The sequence below is a fragment of the Desulfosporosinus orientis DSM 765 genome, assembly GCF_000235605.1.
GTDB classification, from domain to species: domain Bacteria; phylum Bacillota; class Desulfitobacteriia; order Desulfitobacteriales; family Desulfitobacteriaceae; genus Desulfosporosinus; species Desulfosporosinus orientis.
This window is the reverse complement of record NC_016584.1, coordinates 2639174-2661322: the sequence shown is the minus strand read 5'-3', so window position 1 is coordinate 2661322 and position 22149 is coordinate 2639174. Positions and strand designations below refer to the sequence as shown.

The 22149-nt window shown below is 40.6% G+C and carries 13 protein-coding genes and 2 pseudogenes; 2 read left to right on the top strand and 13 right to left on the bottom strand.

Annotation, left to right across the window (positions count from 1 at the left end; all coding sequences use genetic code 11):
- Positions 1-23 precede the first annotated feature (23 nt).
- The 13 genes and pseudogenes from DESOR_RS12440 to DESOR_RS12380 form a co-directional block, all read right to left on the bottom strand.
- A complete protein-coding gene (locus DESOR_RS12440) occupies positions 24-3113 on the bottom strand; it encodes an efflux RND transporter permease subunit (RefSeq protein ID WP_014184935.1) in 3090 nt (1029 codons plus the stop codon).
- Positions 3114-3125: 12 nt separating this feature from the next.
- Positions 3126-4253 carry an efflux RND transporter periplasmic adaptor subunit gene (locus DESOR_RS12435; protein WP_014184934.1) on the bottom strand — a complete coding sequence of 376 codons (1128 nt, stop codon included), beginning with the start codon at positions 4251-4253 and terminating at the stop codon, positions 3126-3128.
- 236 nt (positions 4254-4489) lie between these two features.
- Entirely contained in the window at positions 4490-5143 is a 654-nt protein-coding gene (locus DESOR_RS12430; RefSeq protein WP_014184933.1) for a response regulator, read from the bottom strand.
- Positions 5136-6350, bottom strand: coding sequence for a sensor histidine kinase (locus tag DESOR_RS12425; RefSeq protein ID WP_014184932.1), 1215 nt, complete (start codon positions 6348-6350; stop codon positions 5136-5138). Before DESOR_RS12425 ends, DESOR_RS12430 begins: the two co-directional genes overlap by 8 nt.
- Before the next feature lie 389 nt (positions 6351-6739).
- Complete coding sequence (locus DESOR_RS12420; RefSeq protein ID WP_014184931.1) at positions 6740-8581, bottom strand: sigma-54-dependent Fis family transcriptional regulator; 1842 nt, start codon at positions 8579-8581, stop codon at positions 6740-6742.
- A 690-nt stretch (positions 8582-9271) separates the two neighbouring features.
- On the bottom strand, positions 9272-10615 hold the full coding sequence (locus DESOR_RS12415) for an acetyl-CoA hydrolase/transferase family protein (RefSeq protein WP_014184930.1): 1344 nt from the start codon (positions 10613-10615) through the stop codon (positions 9272-9274).
- A 386-nt stretch (positions 10616-11001) separates the two neighbouring features.
- Positions 11002-12837, bottom strand: coding sequence for an acyl-CoA dehydrogenase family protein (locus tag DESOR_RS12410; protein ID WP_014184929.1), 1836 nt, complete (start codon positions 12835-12837; stop codon positions 11002-11004).
- A gap of 97 nt (positions 12838-12934) precedes the next feature.
- Positions 12935-14164 carry a thiolase family protein gene (locus DESOR_RS12405; protein WP_014184928.1) on the bottom strand — a complete coding sequence of 410 codons (1230 nt, stop codon included), beginning with the start codon at positions 14162-14164 and terminating at the stop codon, positions 12935-12937.
- Between the two features lie 61 nt (positions 14165-14225).
- Positions 14226-14570: pseudogene (locus DESOR_RS30985) on the bottom strand (acetyl-CoA hydrolase/transferase C-terminal domain-containing protein); the annotation flags it as partial.
- Positions 14515-14883 (bottom strand): sugar phosphate isomerase family, encoded by a 369-nt coding sequence (locus tag DESOR_RS30980; RefSeq protein ID WP_042331164.1) that lies wholly within the window; start codon positions 14881-14883, stop codon positions 14515-14517. The pseudogene DESOR_RS30985 and the gene DESOR_RS30980, both read right to left, overlap by 56 nt.
- 126 nt (positions 14884-15009) lie before the next feature.
- Entirely contained in the window at positions 15010-15864 is an 855-nt protein-coding gene (locus DESOR_RS12390) for a 3-hydroxyacyl-CoA dehydrogenase family protein (protein WP_014184927.1), read from the bottom strand.
- 510 nt (positions 15865-16374) lie between these two features.
- Positions 16375-17884, bottom strand: a pseudogene (locus DESOR_RS12385) (sigma 54-interacting transcriptional regulator).
- Positions 17885-18183: 299 nt separating this feature from the next.
- Entirely contained in the window at positions 18184-19473 is a 1290-nt protein-coding gene (locus tag DESOR_RS12380) for an MFS transporter (RefSeq protein ID WP_014184926.1), read from the bottom strand.
- A 175-nt stretch (positions 19474-19648) separates the two neighbouring features.
- Between DESOR_RS12380 and DESOR_RS12375 the strand changes: the two genes are divergently transcribed.
- Positions 19649-20230, top strand: a complete 582-nt coding sequence (locus DESOR_RS12375; RefSeq protein ID WP_014184925.1) for a TetR/AcrR family transcriptional regulator — start codon at positions 19649-19651, stop codon at positions 20228-20230.
- Between the two features lie 241 nt (positions 20231-20471).
- Positions 20472-22061: a PucR family transcriptional regulator gene (locus DESOR_RS12370; RefSeq protein ID WP_014184924.1), complete on the top strand. Its 1590-nt coding sequence runs from the start codon at positions 20472-20474 to the stop codon at positions 22059-22061.
- The last annotated feature ends 88 nt before the right edge of the window (positions 22062-22149 follow it).

Genomic DNA, 22149 nt, shown 5'->3' with positions numbered 1-22149 from the left:
CTGCTCATATAGTGATTATCGGATTAAGTTTCTAACTTCTTACGGTTTCCTCGAAAAAACTCCATAGTAAATATCTTCTTAACAAATCCCTTTAGATCATCCAATAGGGTATAAATCACCGGAACTGCTACCAGGGTTAAGAAGGTCGAAGAGATCAAACCGCCTATGATCGTATAGGCCATTGGCACACGTGATTCTGCCCCGGTCCCCGTAGATAGTGCTGTGGGAAGCATCCCGAAAATCATCGCCAAGGTCGTCATAATAATAGGTCTAAGGCGTGTAGCGGCTGCTTCAAGTAAAGCTGTATTGCGCTCTGTGCCCTGTGCCCGCTTTTGTTTGGCAAAGTCGATCAAGAGGATCGCATTCTTCGTAACTAATCCCATAAGCATAATAACTCCGATAAACGCCATCATACTAAATTGGCTGCCTGATAGGAATAACGCCAGTACCGCCCCGATAATGGCGAAGGGCAAGGAGAATATAATCGCCATGGGATCCATAAAACTTTCAAACTGCGCAGCTAGAATCAGGAATATAAATAGAATTCCCATTGAAAATGCGGTGCCCAGGCTCACGATACTTTCTGCCATCATTTCTTCACTTCCGGCAGTGGTTTGGCTAACTCCCACCGGCATCTTTAATTCATTGGCTAACTTATCAGCAAAAATTTTATTAAAATCAGTGGTTGCGATACCAACGAGATTTGCCGACAACTGAATCTCTCTGGCTTTATCATAGCGCTGAATCGTAGTCGGGCTGGTTGTTAAGACTTGTTTGGTGACCTGATCGAGAGGTACCGCCCGGCCGTTAGTCCCCGGTACATAGATTCCTTTCAAGCTATCAAAGTCTTGCCTTTGCTCATCCTGCAGCAAAACTTTTACATCGTAGCGATCTTGACCCGTTTCAAAATGCGTTGCCACTGAGCCGTTGAACAGAGTGCTCAAGGTGCTGGCCACAACAGTAGGGCTTACTCCTAAATCGGCTGCCCGGTCGCGGTCGACCTCAAGTTTGACTTCTGGTTTTCCAGCCTTATAATTCATGCTCACATCAACAGTTCCGGGAATTTGTTTTATGATTTTTTCTGCATTCTGTGAAAAATTAAGCAGCTGGTTAAAGTCATTGCCGGTAAAATGCAGTTGTATGTCCTTTCCTGATAATTGATTTAAACCGGTAGTTAAGGCAATGCTTACACCGGAAACCTCCTGCAGACGGGTACGCATCCGATTGCCAATGGAGCTTAAGCTCTCAGTTCTTTTATTTCGCTCCGGTACATTTGCGACAATATTAATTTTACCTGCTGTTATTGTAGTGTACAGGTTCTTGACTTCAGGATAAGTTTTGAGAATCGACTCCATTTGTTTGGCCGTTTTAGCGGCACTTTCCAGGGTTGTGCCGCTATCCGGTACTGCTTCAATAGTAATCTTTGCGTTATCTGTGGTCTCGACAAAGGTTGTTCCGATTGCCGAAAAAAGACCCAAACTAGCAAAGAACAGGATGAAAACAATGGTCATGGTTTTTACCCTGTGTCGTAAGGCCACAGTTAAAATACCGGAATATACCCTAGATAATTTGTCAAACTGGTGATTGAACCATAACAGAAAGCGCTGAAGTATCCCTTTGGGGGCTTTGAGCTCCTCAGATTCTCTTTTGAGATATTTGGATGATAACATGGGCACCAGTGTAAAGGAAACAAACAGGGAAACCAAGACACTGGATGCAACCGTCATGCCGAACTGTTTAAAGTAGGGTCCGATCATTCCTGTGACTAAAGAAATAGGCAGAAACACCGCAACAATTGTAAAGGTCGTCGCCATAACCGCAAGACCGATCTCAGCAGTACCCTCTTTTGCGGCCTGAATCGCTGATTTCCCCATGTTTAAGTGACGCATTATATTTTCTATGACAACAATTGAATCATCTACGAGCAAGCCCACTGCCAGGGATAAGCCCATTAACGACATGGTATTGAGTGAGATACCCATTACTTTCATGGCTGCAAAGGTTGTGATGATCGATGTCGGCAGGGAAACTGCGCTGATTAGTGTACTTCCCCAATTTCGAAGGAATAAGAAAACAATGATAACTGCCAGTGCACATCCTTCAAGTATGGTTTTCTGCACTTCATTCACGGAGTCTTGGATGGTCAAGGAATTGTCATCCACAATATAGATTTGTACACCATTTTTCAGGGAGGCCTGTATTTGACTTATCTCTTTTTTAACATCCTTGGCTACCTGTGTTGTATTTTGCCCTGATTGCTTAACAATATCGATACTAATGGCTTCGGAGCCATTATAATAGGCTATGCTGCTTCTAGCTTTAACACCGTCTTCTACCTGGGCAATGTCTTTTATGCGTATTTCTACCCCGTTATGGCTGGCCACTAATACATCCAGAAAATCACTGACCTCTTTTATCTTACTGTCAGTCTGGATGGAAACGTCCTTATCCCCATTGGTTAGATTTCCGCTTGAGGCTTTAATGTTATCACTTTGCAGGCTGCTTAGGATTTCCGAAGTTGTCAGATTGAGTGCTGTCATTTTCTCTTTATCGAGCTTGATATGAATTTCCCGATCCTGCTCGCCGTAGGTTGTTACTGAGCCTACGCCTTTTACGGTATTCAATTTTTTCACAATTTCATCTTCCACGAACTGAGACATATTTCTACCGGAAAGAGGTCCAGTGACCACAAGAGATAGAATGGGCTGTGAACTAAAATCAAATTTTTGGATGACCGGTTCATTTATATCCTGCGGCAAAAAACCCCTGATACTGCTGATTTTGTCCTTGACTTCCTGAGCTGCCTCATCTGTTGACTTCTCATTGTTAAATTGGACCACCGTCTGAGAAACTCCTTCGGAAACAGTGGAACTGACGTGTTTCACTCCGGAAATCTGGCCGACAGTGTCCTCTACTTTTTTCGTTATTTCCGTTTCGATTGATTCGGCTGAAGCTCCTGGTTGAGTGATGGAGATTGCTGCCACAGGAGTATCGGTTTCTGGATATTGCTCAATAGCTAATCCGAAATAACTGACCGCACCGACCGCAAGCAGGGCAATAACTACCACAATGGAAAGTACGGGCCGTTTAATGCTTAGATTTGAAATAAACATAGTTGCCTCCCCCTATTCTTTAACGACGGTAACCTCATCACCATCTTGCAGCGTATTTACATTGGTAATGATGACGTTATCCCCTTTGGAGAGACCACTTTTAATTTCAACATAGCCTTCGGCAATTTCTCCGATACTTACAGCGTGTTTACGTGCAATCCCATCCTCGTTGACGAAAACTGAATAATTACCTGGGGTCCCACCTAAAGCATCAGTGGGTACTACAAGCATTTCTGCTTTCTGGTTACTGATAATGTCTACATTAGCATACATACCGGGTTTTAAAGATTGCTCTTGATTAGGAACCTCAATTTTACATTTAAAAACCCTTGCATTGGGATCAGCAGATGCTTCAATGGTTTTAACAGCTCCATCGTATTCCTTTGTTCCAACTTTAACTTTGGCAGCCTGCCCAACCTTAACCGAACTCAAATCGTCTTGACCCACCTCAATTACAGCATTGATAGGGGATATATTCTTAACTTTTCCAAAAGTAGCGCCAACATTAGCAAATAGCCCCAACTCCACACTTTTACCATCCATTACTCCTGAAACTGGGGCGGTAATGGTTGTATTGTCAAGTGAATTTTTAAGATTGTTCAAATCTATCTGGGCAGAATTAATGTTCGCTTTGGTGGATTCTAAATCAATTTGCGCACTTTTTAAAGATGTTTCAGCAGCTTCTAAATCAACCTTAGGAACCGCCCCCTGGTCAAACAGGTACTTCGTTCTCTCGTAAGAACGCTGAGCATTTTCGAGATTCAATTGGTTTTTTTCCAAATTAATTTGCAGAGATTTTAATTTACTTTCCGACGAAGCAATGTTATTTAAAATATCCTGATCATCTAGTTTAACAAGCGGAGCACCTTGGGATACTACTTGACCATTTTCAAACATGACTTGGATAACTTTCCCGGACACTTTGCTGCTTACAGTTCCCTCTTCAGTTGCTTCTAATGAAGCCTTATATGTATTCGTTGAATTTTTTTCAATAAAATTAACCTGATATGCCTTAACGGAAACCTTATTGGGAGAAGCTGCCATAATTGTGCCAGAATCCTTGTCTTTAACTATAGCGGTGCCAATAATTAAAAGAACTGCCACCACTAAGATGGGTATTAACTTCTGTTTAGATAGCATGAAAATTTATCCTCCTGTTTATTTGTTAGTATTTTGGTCTATACATTCTTCATATTTCGTTGCTAAAGGGCTTAGTTTTATGGTATAGGGATTCAAAAACAATAACAATTGTACTTTAGGGCAGTAATCCATGTACGTTTAGGCAAAAAAACAACCGAGGATTAATCAAACCTAATCCACGGTTGTATCTTTTAGATTAAAGAATTTATAAAACTGCATAATATTAAAAAGCATGGCTATTTTTGAATATGGATAATTCCTTGCTCAATGGCTACTGCCACAGCTTGAGACCTGGAATCCACTTTGAGCTTACTGTATATATTGGTTAAATGAGCTTTAACAGTTCTTTCAGCTATACCCATGTCAAGGGCTATTTCCTTACTAGTGCAGCCCCTTGCAATAGCTTGTAAAACAAACAATTCTCTTTCGGAAATTGCTGAATTAAATGAATGATTGCTTTGACGAAGTTCTTTTTTAGGTTTAAAGAGCCCCTTACTTATTTCTGGTTGAAGAAGCAGCTCTCCTCTTATGGCAGATTCAACTGTTCTAATCAGTTCTTCACGGGTAGTATCCTTAAGCAAATACCCCTTTGCCCCTAAAGAGAGACCCTCCAGAATTGACCTATCATCATTGATAGTTGTTAAGATAATAATTGGCACTGAATTATTTTTTTCGTTCAAAGCTTTTATTACATCAATCCCACTCACATTTGGCATTTTTAAATCCAATAAAATCACATCCGGTTTTAACTGTTCTGCTAATTCTAATGCTTCATCTCCATTGTCTGCTTCGCCCACTACCTCGAAATTTGACTCTGTTTCAAAAATAAGCTTTAACCCTTCTCTAACTACCAAATGGTCATCGACTACCAATATTCTTCTCTTATTCATTTACGTTGTTGATTCCTTTCCTAATTGGAATTATGATTTTTAGCTTGGTACCAGATTTCCGATCACTTTTTATTTCAATCTTTCCGTTCATATTTCTTACCCGCTCGGAGATTCCGAGTATGCCATAATGCCCAAATAGGTTATCTAAAAGCTTAGTATCAAAGCCAATACCATCATCTATAATAGTTATATTAATTTGACTGTGGTTTTCTATTATTTCGACCAGTGCATTTTTTGCCTTTGAATGCTTTGCAATATTGTTGAGAGACTCTCTCACAATATATAAAATGTGTTTATATATGTTTATAGGCAGCTCAGATTCTATTCTAATATCTGTTTCTATTGAAGTGTGCGAAACACCCTTAAACTCCGCTGTTTCATTTTCTACAGCCTTAGCAAAATCTAAATCTGTGTTTGTGTTAATCCGCAAATCATCAATAACAAGACGGGAATCTGACAGAGTTTTTCTTGCGTGTTTCATAGAATTTTGTACAATTTCTTGAGCCCGTTTTATATTGTTATTATTTAGATTAGCATTTACTGCATCTAATTGCATGATTAGGCCTGCAAGCCCTTGAGAAAGAGTATCATGCAAGTCTCTCGCTATTCTCTGTCTCTCATTAATTATAGTAAGATCTTCAACCTTCTCGTAAGCAAACTCTAATTGCCTTAAAATCTTTTGGGTCTCAATACGTAATTTTACCTGTTTAAGAAAAATAGCTGCATATGCATATACACCACTAGTTATAGGCAAAAGGATTGGGATGTAATCGATTAACACTTTCAATCCATTAAACACTATAATATTAATGCAAAATATGCTATAAAAGAAAACGGTTAAAAATATAACTTTTACAGTATTAGAATAAATCGTTATACCTTGGAAGATTAAAACAGGAATTAAACCAAGCAAAATAGCTACATATCCCATTGGAGCAATAATAGCATAGTTGAAAGCAAGCATTCCTTGTACACCAAAATAAATCCAATACTTATGCTTAAATATATTATTTAAAAACAAATATAATACCAGTTGGATCATCATTACTATTGTAAAACCTGCAACCTGATGTAAATCCAACTTTTTTATAGATACCAAAAATATTGTAGTTACATAAACTAAAGAAAACCCTACTATGAGGGGAGACTTTGGCTGACTAACAATATCTGAGTCTGTTGTAAATGCCGCTTTGAACTTATTTAGCAAATTAACCCCACCAGACCTTTTTCAATAATTATGCCTTAAGTATATTTTTAATATTTAAAATTATAGATATGTATTATTTTATATCAAACCAATAGTCTCAACAATTGTACTTTTGGGCAAGGACTTTCTAACCTTACTTCTATTACTGCTCAGCCTGCTGGTTGCTCATGATCGTATCCGTTCACTACTCTTGAAAACGGCGACAGCTGCCCCGATCCAAGAAAGTGTACAATTGCAGAGTTAATTTGGTGTGTTATTGGGCAACGTGATTGCAAAAACGACTAAGTACCGTTGTAATTAAACACAGCTGTACATAGTCGTTTATCGTTATTGATTATATGGCGCTTATCGTTGACCTTATTGCCCGGCCAGCTTCCTAAGCTGCCCTTCTACTTCAGAGACAAATTCGCACCTCCAAGCCCATGTTTTATTAATTTCTTATACAGTACAGATCTGTGAATACCCAAGATTTTAGCTGCTTGCGCCTTGTTGCCGTTAGCACGCCGCAAAGCGGTGACCAGCAACTCTTTTTCGGCAGAAATTAAGCCTTCCTCCAAGCTATTTGGTTCCCAACTTTGATTCTCATTCACACTTAGACCTGTATCCATTTTCGATTGCAATATCCGAACTGGTAAATGTTCGGGAAGAATAACCGGCTCGTCAAGAATGTTCATTGTTCGTTCAAGAACGCTCTCCAATTCCCGGACATTACCCGGCCAAGTATAGTTTTGTAATATTTGCATGGCCTTACTAGAAATCCCTTCCACATCTGTCTCTAGTTTCCGATTCAATTTAGTCACAAGAAAATTAGCAAGTAATTCGATGTCTTCGGGCCTTTCCCGTAAGCTTGGAAGCTCAATGACCATAACATTTAACCGATAGAAAAGGTCGTCACGAAACGTTCTTTCCTTGACCATATCGTATAATTTACGGTTAGTCGCTGCAATAATGCGCACATCGATTTTGCATGGTTTCGTTCCGCCCACCCTTTCAATTTCGCGCTCCTGTATGACACGCAAAAGTTTTGCCTGCATTGTCAGACTCATATCCCCGATCTCATCCAAAAAGATGGTACCATGGTTGGCAAGTTCGAATTTACCAGGTTTCCCTCCTTTCCGCGCCCCGGTGAAGGCACCTTCAGCATAGCCAAACAACTCAGATTCTAAGAGCTGTTCTGGAATCGATGCACAATTAACCTTTATAAACGGTCCATAACGCCTCACGCTATCATTATGAATAGCATGTGCAAACAACTCTTTTCCTGTACCACTCTCTCCCGTTAGTAAGACATTTGAGGTGGTACGAGACGCTCGTTGCGCTAAGTTAACGATCGCAGCAAATTTTGGTCCTTCCCCAATAATATCGTCAAAAGTATACGTCGCACAGTGTATTTTACGCAACTCTTCTTTGTAGAACTTCAGATCATCTTCTAATTGGCTTAGTTTCTTCGCGAAGACACGAGCTAAACCCATGTCTTTAAAGAGCGTCTTCCCAAGTGCACCAATTATCTTGCCGTCTTTTTTTATGGGTGCCCGGAAAATCATAAACTCCTGGCCTCGTACTTTCCAGTATTCTGCGAATTGAGCTTTTCCTGTACGCACAATGTCTGGAAGTTTAGAGTGTGGAGTTAGTTCATAAATGTGTTGTCCTAAAGCTTGTTCCCTAGTTATCCCAAGTGCCTCTAAATAAAAGTTGTTTATCATGACTACACGGCTGTTTTCGTCGACGACGACCATGCCTTCATACGGATTTTCTATAACTGCCCCCAGTGTTGCCGTAAGTTTCATAGATTCATTAAACTCTTGATACAACTTATCTAACGTGCTTGCTAAGTGCTCAAGCAAGGTCCAAAGCTTGAGTACTCCAATCATCCGACCCGCCTCGTCGATAACCGGAACTTCGTTCACTTTCTGTTCAAAAAAAAAGGAAATTGCATCTTTAACTGAACTACCTGATACTAGGCTCATCGGCATTTGATACTTAAACTCTCCAACAAGTTGTCGCATAGTTTTATATGATCCGCATCCGCTCTTTAACATAGTTTCATGATTTATAACACCTACCAATAGCCCTTCTTTATTTACAACATAAATATAATCTGACGTGTGGGCGAATGCTTCATAGACCTCTGAAATCTTCCAATCAACCGAAACTTTTGGGAAGTCGGCTGTGCTTAGGTTTTCCACTGAATCCTGTCTAGCCATAATCATCTCATCCACGAAAAAACCCATCTCGTCATCTCCCTTTTCTTTAATGTAGTATTGGAAATAGATGTCCTGATATAGTTTTAGATCGACATTTGTTGCCTATACTTATCATTTTGAGAGATTTATCACATTTATGTTTTGGGCATGTTCCCTCTACTTGTTAAAAATAATTTGTGATAATGAAACTATATTTCTATATCTGCGATTATAATTCCTTTTTAAAAGGTCTTGATTATTTTGACTTTTACAACAACCAAAGGATTCAATTAAAAATAGAACTAACGCCTCTTCTGAAGAAGAGACATCAGTTCTGTGCATATGCAATACCCCACCGGTCCAATCAATCCGTGACCTTTCATCCCTATATCTTAAATTTTTTAATAATATTTTGTAATTCTAAATCCATTTGAGCTATTAGTTTGGCTGCTAAAGCTATATTATCCATTGTTGCTGTCACTCCATCGTTAGAAACCTAAATATTTTCTGAAGCAGCTGCAATTTTTTCTTCAAATGATGAAACAGATTGAACATAATTAAACTGACTGAAGGAGTTGCAACTTCTACCAATGAAGAAAAGGAACTTATAGCAGCAATTAAAAAAAATTTTTAACATGTGAATAGAGGAGGAAAATCATGCTCATGGTTCCATTGCCACAATTTGATAATTGCCCTGTATATTTTAAATTACACTCAGAATTCCAGCAAACTATCACCTTAGGATACTTTATTGGATCTCACCCAAATCTTATTTGCTTCAGCTTCTTTGATCAGTTCTTCACGAAAATCAGGATGAGCAATATTGATCAAGGCTTCCGCTCGTTGCCACGTACTCTTTCCCTTAAGCATTGCTATACCGTATTCAGTGACCACATAATAATTTATACTCCTAGGAACGGTAACAATAGCCCCAGGAGTCAGAGTTGGTTTGATACGTGATTGCTTCTTGCCCTCTTGATCTACGTAAGTAGAGGTAAGACAGATCAAACCCTTACCGCCCTTGGATTTATAGGACCCATAAATATAATCCAACTGGCCGCCGGTTCCTGAAATCTGCCTTATTCCAGAAGACTCTGATGCGACTTGACCGAAAAGATCCACTTCAATAGCGTTATTTATGCAAATCATATTATCATTTTGACAAATTATATCGGGGTCGTTAGTATAATCTACTGAGTAAATTGCACAATTAGGGTTATTATCCAAGAAATCATAGAGCTTCTGTGTTCCCATGGCAAAGGTATATACTATTTTTCCTTTGTCACGCTGTTTGCGCAGACCATTAATTCTCCCAGCTTCAAACATATCCACGAAAGAATCCACTAACATTTCAGTATGAACTCCTAAGTCTTTTAAGTCCGATTGGGCTATCAATGCCCCAACTGCATTGGGCATTGCTCCGATTCCTAACTGTAGACAGGCACCATCCTCTATTTGCCCTAATATGGTTGTAGCGATTCTCTTATCCACATCGGTTATCAATATTTCGGGAAGTTGAATTAAGGGTCTATTGTCACCCTGAACAAAAAAATCAATTTCAGATACATGTAAGGTTTCCCTTGAGCCACCCAAACATCTCGGTACAGACTCATTGACTTCGGCAATAACGATTTTAGCTGCATCACAAAAAGTATGAGTACACGAATTAGAAGTACCCAAGTTGACATAGCCATGTTGATCAGGAGGAGTTACCTTAATCAAGGCCACGTCAATCGGTATCCAACCTCTGTCAAAAAAACTGGGAGCTTCGTGATAGGTCAACGGAATATAATTGCACATATTTTTATCATGAAGCTTTCTGCTTGCACCACTGAAGTGCCAGTCATTATAAATGAAATGTTTTCTTTCGGGATCACTTGTAGCTGTTTGCGGAGGAAAAGGACAGCAAACAGATCTAATGTTGACCCCCGTTAATTCGTCTTTTCTCTTGGCCAAGGCAGCATCCAAAACATGTGAATTCATCATGAATTCCCCGTAATGAACATTATCACCACATTTTACAACCTTGACCGCTTCATCAGCAGAGACGGATTTGCGTTTGTAATCGCTCTTATAATCCAAGTTCACTCCCTCCTTTTAAACCAAATCATTATGCAAGAACAAATCCAATTTTCCGACTTTTAAGACTAATTATTTAAAAAAGACTCAGAAAAATTCTTAGGTTTAAAACAATCATGAAATTACTCCATTTGTACTAAATTTCAACCGATTTTTAACAGTATGTATCTTCCTAGCGAGATATAAGCTTAAGCAAAAGAACATCGTAACCATTCCAAAATCATGCCTATGAGTACTATCGGGTTTCCTGTTTGAGACAAAATTCTCTCCAAAGGGACACCTTGTCTCGATTCAGCGACGATTATTCAAGCCATCAGAGATATTTGAAGGCTTTAAAAATAGCCTCCGCTTATTAAGCGAAGGCTATTTTTCATAGCTGTAATACAATCTTAATATTCAAAAACTTCATCCGGAACATCGAGAGCTGAGGCATCACCGTCAATGACAATCTCTGCAACCGCCCAAACATTAGGTACTACATTATGCATGTAATATTTAGCCGCAGCAACTTTACCCGTGTAGAATTTATAATCAAAGTGACTTGGTCCCACTTCCTTGGCCTTCTTATCTGCCAAAATCGCCTGATCAAGAATCTGACGTCCACAGAAAAGTTGAGCAGAGGCCGTAAGGATACGACGGGAATAGAGAGGAATCTTGCTTATATTTGTCTTTGAATATTCGGCTATAGCCTTAATCATAGCTTGATAAGAGTTCAGGGCCTTGCCGAGGATATTGAATTCCTTACTTAAGGCTTCGTTATCTTTGTTTGCTGCATAGAAATCGAACATTTCCTTAACCCAAGCAGCAAAAACTGAGCCGCCCTTCATGTTCATCTTGCGTCCGAGTAAATCCATGGACTGGATATAGTTGGTGCCTTCCCAAATGGAGTAGATCTTTACGTCTCGAGCAATTTGGGATACGGGATATTCTTCACAGTAACCATACCCGCCATAGGATTGGAGCGCTTCCCCAATGAGCCACCAGGCTTCGTCGGAAGGATATGCCTTGCAAAGCGGAGTGCAGATTTCAATCAGGTCGTTGGCGGCTTTTCTCACTTCCGGATCGGGATCGCGATGACGTTGGTCAAAAGCCAGGTAAACCCTGTACATCATGGCGCGCATTGCTTCGATATGTGCTTTACCCATCATAAGAGTGCGTTTGATGTCTTCATGGTTAATAATCGGTACCCGACCGGCTTTAGGATTCGTGAGCAAGCGACCTTGAACTCTCTCTTTCGCATTGTCACGGGCATTGGCAAAGGCATTGATAATACAAGACAAAGCCATATGACCGGTTTCCATTCGAGCCATATTCATCATTTGGAACATTTGAGCCATTCCTTCGCCCTTGCCCTCATTTTCACGTGGGTCGATACCCAGCAGCCATCCGCGGCAATTTCCGTTTTCCCCCGCAGACAAAGCTGCAGTGACAGAACCATGAAGTCCCATTTTATGCTCTACCCCGGTGTTTACAAAATCATTGTCTTCAAGGCTGCCGTCTTCATTGACCCAATACTTCGGCACTGCGAACAGTGAGATGCCTCCTGTACCCGGCTTAGCACCTTCAATCCGGGCTAAGAAAAGGTGGATAATATTTTCGGTAAAATCATTGTTTCCGCCGGTTATAAATATCTTATTGCCCTGAATCTTGAAAATCCGAGGATCGTCAGTTGGATAGGCCTTGGAAGTAATATCCCCTACATCGGAACCTGCACCGGGCTCAGTCAAGCACATAGTTCCTGCCCAAGTTCCATCCATCATCTTAGGCAGGAATATCGCCTTAACTTTTTCATCGCCAAAGCTTTGAATTAAGCCGGCTGCCCCACTGGTCAAGAGAACATAGGGCATAAACGAGGGATTAGCCGCACAAATCAATTCCCAGACGGCTGCGTGCAACATTTCCGGCAAAACCATGGCATCGTCTGAATTATCGATATTGCTCGTTCCCCATCCTTCTTCCTGGATCTTATGAAACAAAGGCCCAAAGCTAGGCGGGGTCGTTACCTTGCCGTCAGCAAAGGTCACTGGGTGGGTTTCACATTCAGCGTTGGTAGGTTCGATAACGTTTTTGCACATTTTAAGAATTGGCTCAAGAACTGATTTAATATCCTCTTTGGAATAATAGTCGGCAAACTGGGGGTAATTAAATACGTTTTCTGTTGGAAGCCATTCCTGAAGAATAAACTCGAAATCCCGGATACTATTTACGGCAAAATTTGCAGACATCTTAAATCCCCTCCATCAAAAATGAATATTCATTCATTTATATTTTAAACTACTTTCTGAAAAATGCAATAAGGGAAATCTATTTTCCATTCCAAGACTATATCTCCCGAGTCCACAGAGAAGCCATAGCTGGTCCGCCGCCTACACAAAGAGATGCTCCGCCTGTTGTTTTCCCAAGTCTCTCCAGTTCATAGTAAAGACTGACAATTATGCGCAGTGCAGTACATCCAACCGGATGTCCCAGTCCGATTCCAGATCCATTACTGTTAATGTTGCCGTCCTGTTCAAAGGTACCCATATTCAAAATGATGCCTGCTTCATCTTTAATCTTCTTAGCAACACCAATGACTTGGGCTGCAAAGGCTTCGTTGATTTCCCAGTAATCAATGTCTTCATATTTCATTCCGGCTTCTTTCAAGCATTTAGGTATGGCAACAGCGGGGCCTAAACCCATTACCTGAGCTTCTACCCCTTCATCACAGACATTGATCAGTTTCATCAGAGGTTTAATTCCTAATTCTTGAGCCTTTTTCTTGGTCATCAAAACAACAGCTGCAGCAGCGTCATTAAGACCGGATGCGTTGCCGGCCGTTACAACTCCATCGTTAGTAAATGCGGGTTTCAGTTTAGCCAAACCTTCAAGGTTTGCATCCCTTTTAGGATGCTCGTCCTGGGCAAACAAAAATTCTTTCTTTCCCTTTCTAACCGGAACAGGTACAATCTCTCTCTGGAAACGGCCTTCATCAATAGCTCTTACTGCTCTCTGATTGCTAAGAAGTGCCAGTTCATCACATTCCTCTCGGGTAATTCCATACAGTTTAGCAATGTTATCAGCCGTCCCGCCCATGTGGGAGCCAGCCAGTTTGCATACCAGTCCATCAGAAAGCATAGGGTCTTCCATTTTGACATCAGCCATTCTTGCCCCCCACCTCATATTCCTAGAGATATAAGGAACATTGCTCATACTTTCTGTACCGGTTACCAGCGCTATATCGCATTTACCCAATTGAAGTTTCATGGCAGCAATCTCCAAAGCTCTCATGCCTGACGCGCAGTTTTGATTAACCATGGAGGCGCTTGATCTTGGATCCATACCTATTTCCATTGCCACAATACGAGGAGGTAATGAACCATTGCCATGATGCATGCACATTCCGGCCACAATTTCATCCACCTGATTTGGTTCAATTCCCGCTCTTTTAATGGCTTCAGCAGCTGCAATCTTAGTCAATTCATTGGCCGGTACCGACGCGAGCGAACCACCATAGGAACCAATCGGTGTTCTGCAAGCACTAACCATTACAACTTCGTTAAGTTCCGTTGCCATAATTAAAATTCCTCCTTTGTAATTAACATTTCACATTACAGGCTTTAGAAGAACAGTTATCTTAGGATATCTTGTTGGATCTAACCCAAATTTTATGGGCATCCGCTTCTTTGATGAGATCATCACGAAAATCAGGATGAGCTATATTTATCAAGGCTTCGGCTCTTTCCCACGTACTCTTTCCCTTTAGCATTGCAATCCCATATTCAGTGACCACATAATAATTGATACTTCTAGGAACGGTAACAATCGCTCCAGGAGTCAAAGTTGGGTTGATACGGGATCGTACCTTGCCCTCATGATCAACAAATGTAGAGGAAAGACAGATCAGCCCCTTGCCTCCCTTGGATTTATAGGCCCCATAAATATAGTCCAACTGTCCTCCAGTTCCTGAAATCTGCCTTGTCGTGATAGGTCATTGGGATATAGTTACACAAATTTTTATCATGAAACTTTCTGCTAACCCCACTGAAGTGCCAGTCATTATAGATAAAATGTTTTCTTTCCGGATCATTGACCACAGTTTGGGGTATAAAAGTAGTGCAGACGGATCTTATGATTACCCCGTTCAATTCATCTTTTCTCTTGTCCAATGCCGCATCCAAAACATGAGAAGCCATCACAAATTCACCGTAATGAACAACATCGCCGGATTTAACGACCTTGACCGCTTCCTCAGCAGAGACAAATTTACGTTCATACTCGCTCTTATAATCCAAGTAAATCCCTCATTCTTGATTATTTTTTGAAGGCCTTGGCTCTAGCGCTAACAATAACTCTCTTTATTTTTTGGAGGCCAGGAGTTACTTTCCCATGCTCATGGCCTAATGATCAGTCTGTTGTTCTTAATTGCTATAGTCATAGAAGCCCTTACCAGTCTTCCTACCCAAGTGTCCAGCACGGACTTTTTGTTTGAATGCCAGTGAAGGACGATATTTGGAATCGCCAAATTCGTTATAGAAAAATTCGCATACTGCTAAAGCAATATCTATTCCAATCATATCAGCCAAAGCCAAGGGGCCCATAGGCATTCCTGCGCCCAGTTTCATTGCCTTATCAATTTCTTCAACTGTAGCGATACCTTCTTGATATACGTTAGCAGCTTCATTAATATAAGGAACCAAGATACGGTTAACGATAAAGCCAGGACTTTCTTTAGCCTTCACTGGATCTTTACCAATATTCTTGGACAATTCCATGACTGTTTGTACAACATCATCAGTTGTTACAACGCCGGGAATTACTTCCACTAATTTCATAAGAGGTACCGGATTAAAGAAATGCATTCCCAACACTTTACCAGGACTGTTGGTAGCGGCAGCAATCTCAGTAATGCTTAAGGCGGAGGTGTTGGATGCTAAAATAGTATCATCCTTACAAATTTCGCTAAGTTGTTTATGAACTTTTTTCTTAACTTCGATATTTTCAACAATTGCTTCAATGACAATGTCAACATCTTTAAAATCGTTAATATCTGTGCTGCTTGTTAACAGCGTATTATAATTAGCCACAGCTTCGGCGGTCAGTTTGCCTTTTTCTACACCTTTCCCCCATACCTTGTTTAAACCTTTTACTGCCTTTTCCACAACTTCTGGAACTACATCAATTAAGACGACGTTATATCCCGCTTCAATGCTTACTTGAGCAATTCCCGCACCCATTGTACCTGCACCTAAAACTCCAATTTTTTTTATTTTCATAATTCTTCCTCCTTGCTGTGAAAAACTTATCCTATTTGTCCTCCTTTCGAATGACCCAATATGCAAGAATAATTCCACTTTTCTTATTTTTATTACTACTTTTGCTGTAAAACAAAAATAATTAAAATTTTGCGAAAATTAATGTCTGATATTTGCAAATATTCCCTGTTTATGGAAATTATAGCTGTTATTTATCGTGTACGCCCATCTTCTTTTCGAAAATTATGTACTTAATGTGCAGTTAAATTCCTTTAACAAGATATCATAACCTTTGAATGATGAAACGAATTGATTTTGCGTCTTCTATTTGAGACAATATTCTTTCAAATAGGACATATCGTCTCCATCAGTCAACATTTCAAATCAATTTGCTCCTAAAAGAATTAGTTTAAAATTGAGATCATTTCCCAAGACAACTTAAATACTTTGAGGGATAGTATTCAATGCAAAAATGAATAAACTATCCCTCATTTCTTAGCTGTATATATCTTTAAATATTCTCCGTTACTCCTAAGACGATTTCCCACCTTTGAGTCCATACTTAGCAAGCTTCTTATATAGAGCAGATCTATGAATTCCCAAGATTTTGGCTGCTTTAGCTTTATTGCCCTCGGCACGTCGTAGAGCTTCAACCAGCAAATCCTTCTCAGCTGAATTCAAACCGACTTCTAACATCCTTTTGTCTTCATCTAGATGATTCGTCGTCCCAACTATTGAGCATCTTAATTGAGTAGGCAAGTGTTCCTGGAAAATAAGCGGAACATCGTATATATTCATAGTTCGTTCCAAAATGCTCTCCAATTCCCGTACATTACCTGGCCAAGAATAGCTTTGTAATAGTTGCATTGTCAGACTCATATCTCCGATCTAATCCAAAAAAATAGTACCATGATTGGCTAATTCAAATTTACCTGGTTTCCCGCCCTTACACGCCGGTGAAAGCCCCTTCCGCATAACCAAACAACTCAGATTCAAAGAGTTGTTCTGGAATCGCGACACAATCCACCTTAATAAATGGACCATGCCGACGAACGCTATCATTATGAATAGCATGAGCAAACAATTCTTTTCCCGTTCCACTTTCTCCTGTTAACAGAACCGTTGAGGCCGTGCGTGCTGCCCGACGAGCTAAGCTAACAGTTGAAGAAATTTTTGGTCCTTTACCTATAATATCATTAAAAGTATAGTCGGCTTTGTGGATCTTACTTAATTCCTCTTTATAGAATTTTAAGTCCTCTTCTAATTGGGCAAGTTTCCGAGCGAAAGTATGAGCAAGCCCCATATCCTTAAAGAGGGTCTTTCCAAATGCTCCAATTGTCTTGCTACCTCGTTTGATTGGAGCTCGAATTATTAAAAAATCACGGTCTCGAACTTTCCAATGCTCTGCAAATTGAGCGACTCCAGTACGAATAATATCTGGAAGTTTAGAATGAGGAGTTAGGTCAATAATATGTTTTCCTAATGCTTGTTCCTTAGTAAGTCCAAGAACCTCAAGATAGAAGTTATTGATCATAATTACATGGGAACTTTCGTCGACGACAACTATACCTTCATATGGGTTTTTAATAACGGCCTCCAATGTAGCTGTTAGCCTCTTGGAATTATCCAGTTCTTGATCCAACTGCTCCAACTTTCTTTCATGATAATTTAGCAAAGACCAAAGTTTCAGTACTCCAATCATCCTTCCGGCCTCGTCTGTAACCGGAATTTCAGTTACTTTCTGTTTAATAAAGAGGGAGATTGCTTCCTTAGTTGACCTATTTGAAGCTAGGCAAATAGATACTTTACAAATGAGATCTCGTACTGGTTTTTGTATTGCCTTATGAACTTCAGCTTGTATCTTTATCGTTGCCTGATCTAGAAGACCTACTAATAGTCCATCTGCATTTACAACATAAAGATATTCGATTAATTGACCGAATTCCTCATAAACCTCAGAAATCAGCCAGTCTTCAGTAACTTTTGGGTAATCCAGTGTAATGAGACTTTCTACTGTATCTGTCCCTGACCTACTGGTCATATAAGATAAAATATCCAACCCGCATCATCCCTTTTATTCAACTAATAAAACAATTTGTCGGTTTGTCTGTGACATTTCTATATATGAATTATAATCCTCTTTACAGCAAAAAGTTAACTTCAAAGTTACAATAACAAACATTTACGAGCTAATCAAAGGCCTAAAAAAATAGTCCTATAACGTTGTTAGCCTCAAAAATCGGCGGTTTTGAGCTGACTAATCTAGATTAGTCAGACCTCAAAACCGCCGATTTCTTATTCTCCTCATTTAGTATTCAGCATCCATATGCTTTCACCTCATTAAAATTTCTGGGTAACTCCATTTAGAAAGTTATCGGACATTTGCTGTGCCTCTGTTCTAGTTCCTCCGGAACTTTCCTGTACTGTAAAACTTATATCAATACAGCTGCTTTTTTCAGTAAGATAGTAAAGAAATGCAAGAACCGGCAGGCTGATTCCTATTATAGACGCCGTTGCCCAATTCCCATGGGCATAAGACCAGCCTCCCAAAGCAGATCCGATTGCACCGCCGACGAAGAAAACTGCCATGAATACTCCATTTACACGTCCGCGTATTTCATCACCCAACCCGTATATTGCTTGCTGTCCAAGAACAAGGTTTCCCGAGACAGCCATATCAAGGAGAATTGCAGCCGCACAAAATATTATAAGTGATATTGTTTGGTTGTTTTGTAAAAGATGAGTTATCACAAATGAGAAAGCTGCGGTTATCAATGCAATCCCCGTGAGTTTCCTGGTCCAGCCCCTGTCTGCCAGCCTTCCTGCAATTGGTGCCGCAACAGCACCTGCAACGCCTACAAAAGCAAATAATGCAATTTCTTTCTGCGTCAGATGAAAATGATGTGACAGCCATAAGGGAACAACAGTCCAAAATAAGCTAAAGCTGCCAAATAAAGCTGCTTGGTACAGCGATCTTCTACGCAAAACAGGAGTTGTTTTAAAAATATACCACAACGATTTTATGATAGTACGGTAACTATCTTTAGGCGGCGGATTCCTTTTTGGCAGCTGACGGCTCAGCAGGAGCATGAGTGTTCCCATAATGACTGCGGATATAAAAAACACTGCCTGCCATCCCCAAATACCTGTAATAAGGCTTGCTGCCGGCCTTGCGAGCATAATCCCCAGAAGAAGACCACTCATTACATTTCCAACAATTCTGCCTCGTTGTTCTGCTGGTGCCAGATGTGCGGCAAAGGGCACCAATATCTGAGCTGCAACAGAGCCAAATCCGATCAGTGCTGCGGCAACAAAAAATATATATGAATTTTTAGCACTTGCTGCTGTAATCATACCTAAAATTGCAATAGCCAATATGGATACAACCAATCGCCTATTCTCCAACAAATCACTTAAGGGAACAAGAAACAAAAGACCAATCGCATAGCCTAGCTGCGTCATAGTAACAATTAATCCGGATGAACCGGCAGAGATTCCTGTAGACACACTTATGGGACCTACTAAGGGCTGTGCATAATATAGATTTGCAACAATCAAACCACACGCACTTGCCAGCAAAAATATAAGCCAACGGGAAAGTTTTTTTTCTTGAGATAATTCAGTTTTCATACAATACCCTCCATTCTTAATCAACGAAACAGTTTATATACTAAACGTTTAGTTTATGTTAATATAATAAACGCGACGTTTAGTTTATGTCAAGTATTTCTTTTGCCAAAATAATAATATATAATATACGTATAGTTTTTATATTGTTTTTCAGATAAATTCTAAGGAGGATTCGATGGATAAAAAGATAGGACGTCCACGTAGTGAAGGAACAAAAAAGGCCATTCTCACTGCTTCCTACGAGCTATCGCTTGAGAATGGCTTTAATGCTGTAACCGTTGAAGGTATTGCCGAAAGAGCCGGGGTAAGTAAAGCAACGATTTATAAATGGTGGCCTAACAAAGCAGCTGTGGTTTTAGATGGTTTTTTTGCTGCCACAGAATCAATGCTCCAGGTACCGGATACCGGTTCAGTAAGAGAAGATCTCTTCATTCAAGTAAATAATCTGGCATCCTTTATTACCAGTCCCAAGGGAAAGGTAATTACGGAGCTTATTGCAGAAGGCCAATTTGACGCTAACATCGCTGAAGAATACCGCAACAGGTATTTCAATCCTCGCCGTCTCATTTCACGGCATATCATTGAGCGTGGCATTTTAAGAGGAGAGTTAAAAAAGGACCTGGACATAGAGCTAAGCATTGATCTGATTTTTGCCCCTCTTTTCTACCGGTTATTAATAACAGGAGAAACCGTGGATTCCACTTTTGTTAAAAGTTTGATATCCTATGCCCTTATGGGGTTGAGTACAGAAGCATAATCTCTGCTTTACTTTACATTCCACTATGGTCGAATTCCTAGAAATTATCAAAATCCATTTCTTTATAATCCTGTTACGTTGTTAACCCCACTGGATTTATATTATGGATAATACTGTGGTGGTTTGGGCAAACAATAAGCTGATTATCCGAATCATAATTAAGGCTATGTACAAAGAAATCGGAGAACTGAACAATAATTAGGTTTTTTTTCGTAGATTTTATCGTTAACGAGGTGAAAGAATGCCCTTCAACTTACCACAAGGAATTACCCTGGGCCATTTAATGGATACTTTTAATTTAAAAGCAGCTCCCTCTTCTGATACTTCAACCCCAGATATCCGTGAGTTGGCAATTCATTCCTTGCGCCTGGGTAATGAAGAGCACGTCCTCCCTTTTCCCGGCTGGGAAGTACAATTATCACCTGAGGAGCATGGGCTGTTAATGCAGGCTATGGCTCTGCCCCGCCAAAATCCCAATGCCCGGCAGCATCCTATCCAAATCCATCTCAAGCAAACGGAATCTGCCTGGCAGGAGCTCTGTGCAAAGATTAAAAACTGGCTGGAACAACAACAAGGCCGTATTTTGGCGGCTTGCGAAGAATTCTATCAAACCCTGACAGAGGATTTATCAAACCAATATAGTAGTTCAGTCGTTGAAAAGCTGCAGCTAATTCTGGGATACGATGTTTTTCTTCTCGACCAGCAACTTGATGTTTTAGCCTGGGCAGGAGGCAGACAACTGCCTGAAAAGCCCATTCCTTTTCTCCCTCCCAAACCAGGGAAGAAATCTAAATTGTCCCCTCCCTCCAAATTTGTAAATTTAATAGAGGGTGCCTGGCAAGGCTCCTATCAAGACACTCCCTTAACCTGGTGCCCCCTTTCCGGCCAGGAAGGTGTTCTGGGCTATCTGGGTTTAAGTGTTTGCAAAGATAAACTGGGAAGCATAGAACATTATTTCCTTAATAAAACTGCCACTCTTCTGAGCTTAGAATTATTAAAGATAGAATCTATTAACGAAAATGAAAAGCAGCACCATCGCGACTTCCTCTTTGATCTCCTTTACAATAACTTTGATTCTGTTGAAGTCATTTGTTCACGGGGTAAACTATGGGGATGGGATTTTAGCAAACCCCATTTAGTAGCCGTGGGAGAAATCCAGGATTTTATGCCCCTGCCGGCGGAACGACAGCGTCTTAGCAGCTTAATCACGAAAGCAATGCGTATTATCGTCAATCTCAACCCAGGTACCATTTGCCTGGAACGGAATGATCAGGTTGTATGTCTCTTTCCCCTTCAAGAAATGATTGCTCAGTCCCAGACTGCCGGTACGGCTGAACAATTTCTGCAAACCTTCTGGGACACAGCCGAAACGTTATTCCCAGACCGCAAGATTTACTTCGGCTTAGGCAACCTCTACCCCACTGCCCGGGAAATTCACCGCAGTTTCCAAGAGGCCCGATCCGCCTTGGAAATCGGCCGCCTTTTGTACCCGGATAAACCAGTTACCGTTTTCAATGAACTTGGCATCATGCGCCTGCTGCAAAGACTGGATCACCAGGAACTTGAAGATTATCGCCAAGAGATTCTTAAACCCCTCTTAGAATTTGATCGGGAGGGTAACCTGGAACTGGAACAAACCCTGCTGACTTACTACTTATGTAACGGTGATCTTAACCTGGCGGCTCAAAAGCTCTACCTTCACCCCAACACCTTGCGTTACCGGATTAAGAAGGCTTCCGAGGTTCTGGACCGGGATGTTTCCCAGATTAATCATCAGCTTAATCTGTTTATCGCTCTGCAAATTGGCCGTTTGAAAGGCCTCTGGTCCTGACAATTTGTGTCCCCCCTGCTTCGCCCTCGTTTCTCTGTAAACGGGAGGCGTTTTTTTAAATCAACTCAGTCACGAAAACAAAAAGTCG

Coding starts and splice junctions, on each gene's coding strand:
- DESOR_RS12375 (WP_014184925.1), top strand. CDS start 19,649: ATGGATAAAAAGATAGGACGTCCACGTAGTGAAGGAACAAAAAAGGCC.
- DESOR_RS12370 (WP_014184924.1), top strand. CDS start 20,472: ATGCCCTTCAACTTACCACAAGGAATTACCCTGGGCCATTTAATGGAT.
- DESOR_RS12390 (WP_014184927.1), bottom strand. CDS start 15,864: ATGAAAATAAAAAAAATTGGAGTTTTAGGTGCAGGTACAATGGGTGCG.
- DESOR_RS12435 (WP_014184934.1), bottom strand. CDS start 4,253: ATGCTATCTAAACAGAAGTTAATACCCATCTTAGTGGTGGCAGTTCTT.
- DESOR_RS12420 (WP_014184931.1), bottom strand. CDS start 8,581: ATGGGTTTTTTCGTGGATGAGATGATTATGGCTAGACAGGATTCAGTG.
- DESOR_RS12405 (WP_014184928.1), bottom strand. CDS start 14,164: ATGGCAACGGAACTTAACGAAGTTGTAATGGTTAGTGCTTGCAGAACA.
- DESOR_RS12380 (WP_014184926.1), bottom strand. CDS start 19,473: ATGAAAACTGAATTATCTCAAGAAAAAAAACTTTCCCGTTGGCTTATA.
- DESOR_RS12440 (WP_014184935.1), bottom strand. CDS start 3,113: ATGTTTATTTCAAATCTAAGCATTAAACGGCCCGTACTTTCCATTGTG.
- DESOR_RS12410 (WP_014184929.1), bottom strand. CDS start 12,837: ATGTCTGCAAATTTTGCCGTAAATAGTATCCGGGATTTCGAGTTTATT.
- DESOR_RS12430 (WP_014184933.1), bottom strand. CDS start 5,143: ATGAATAAGAGAAGAATATTGGTAGTCGATGACCATTTGGTAGTTAGA.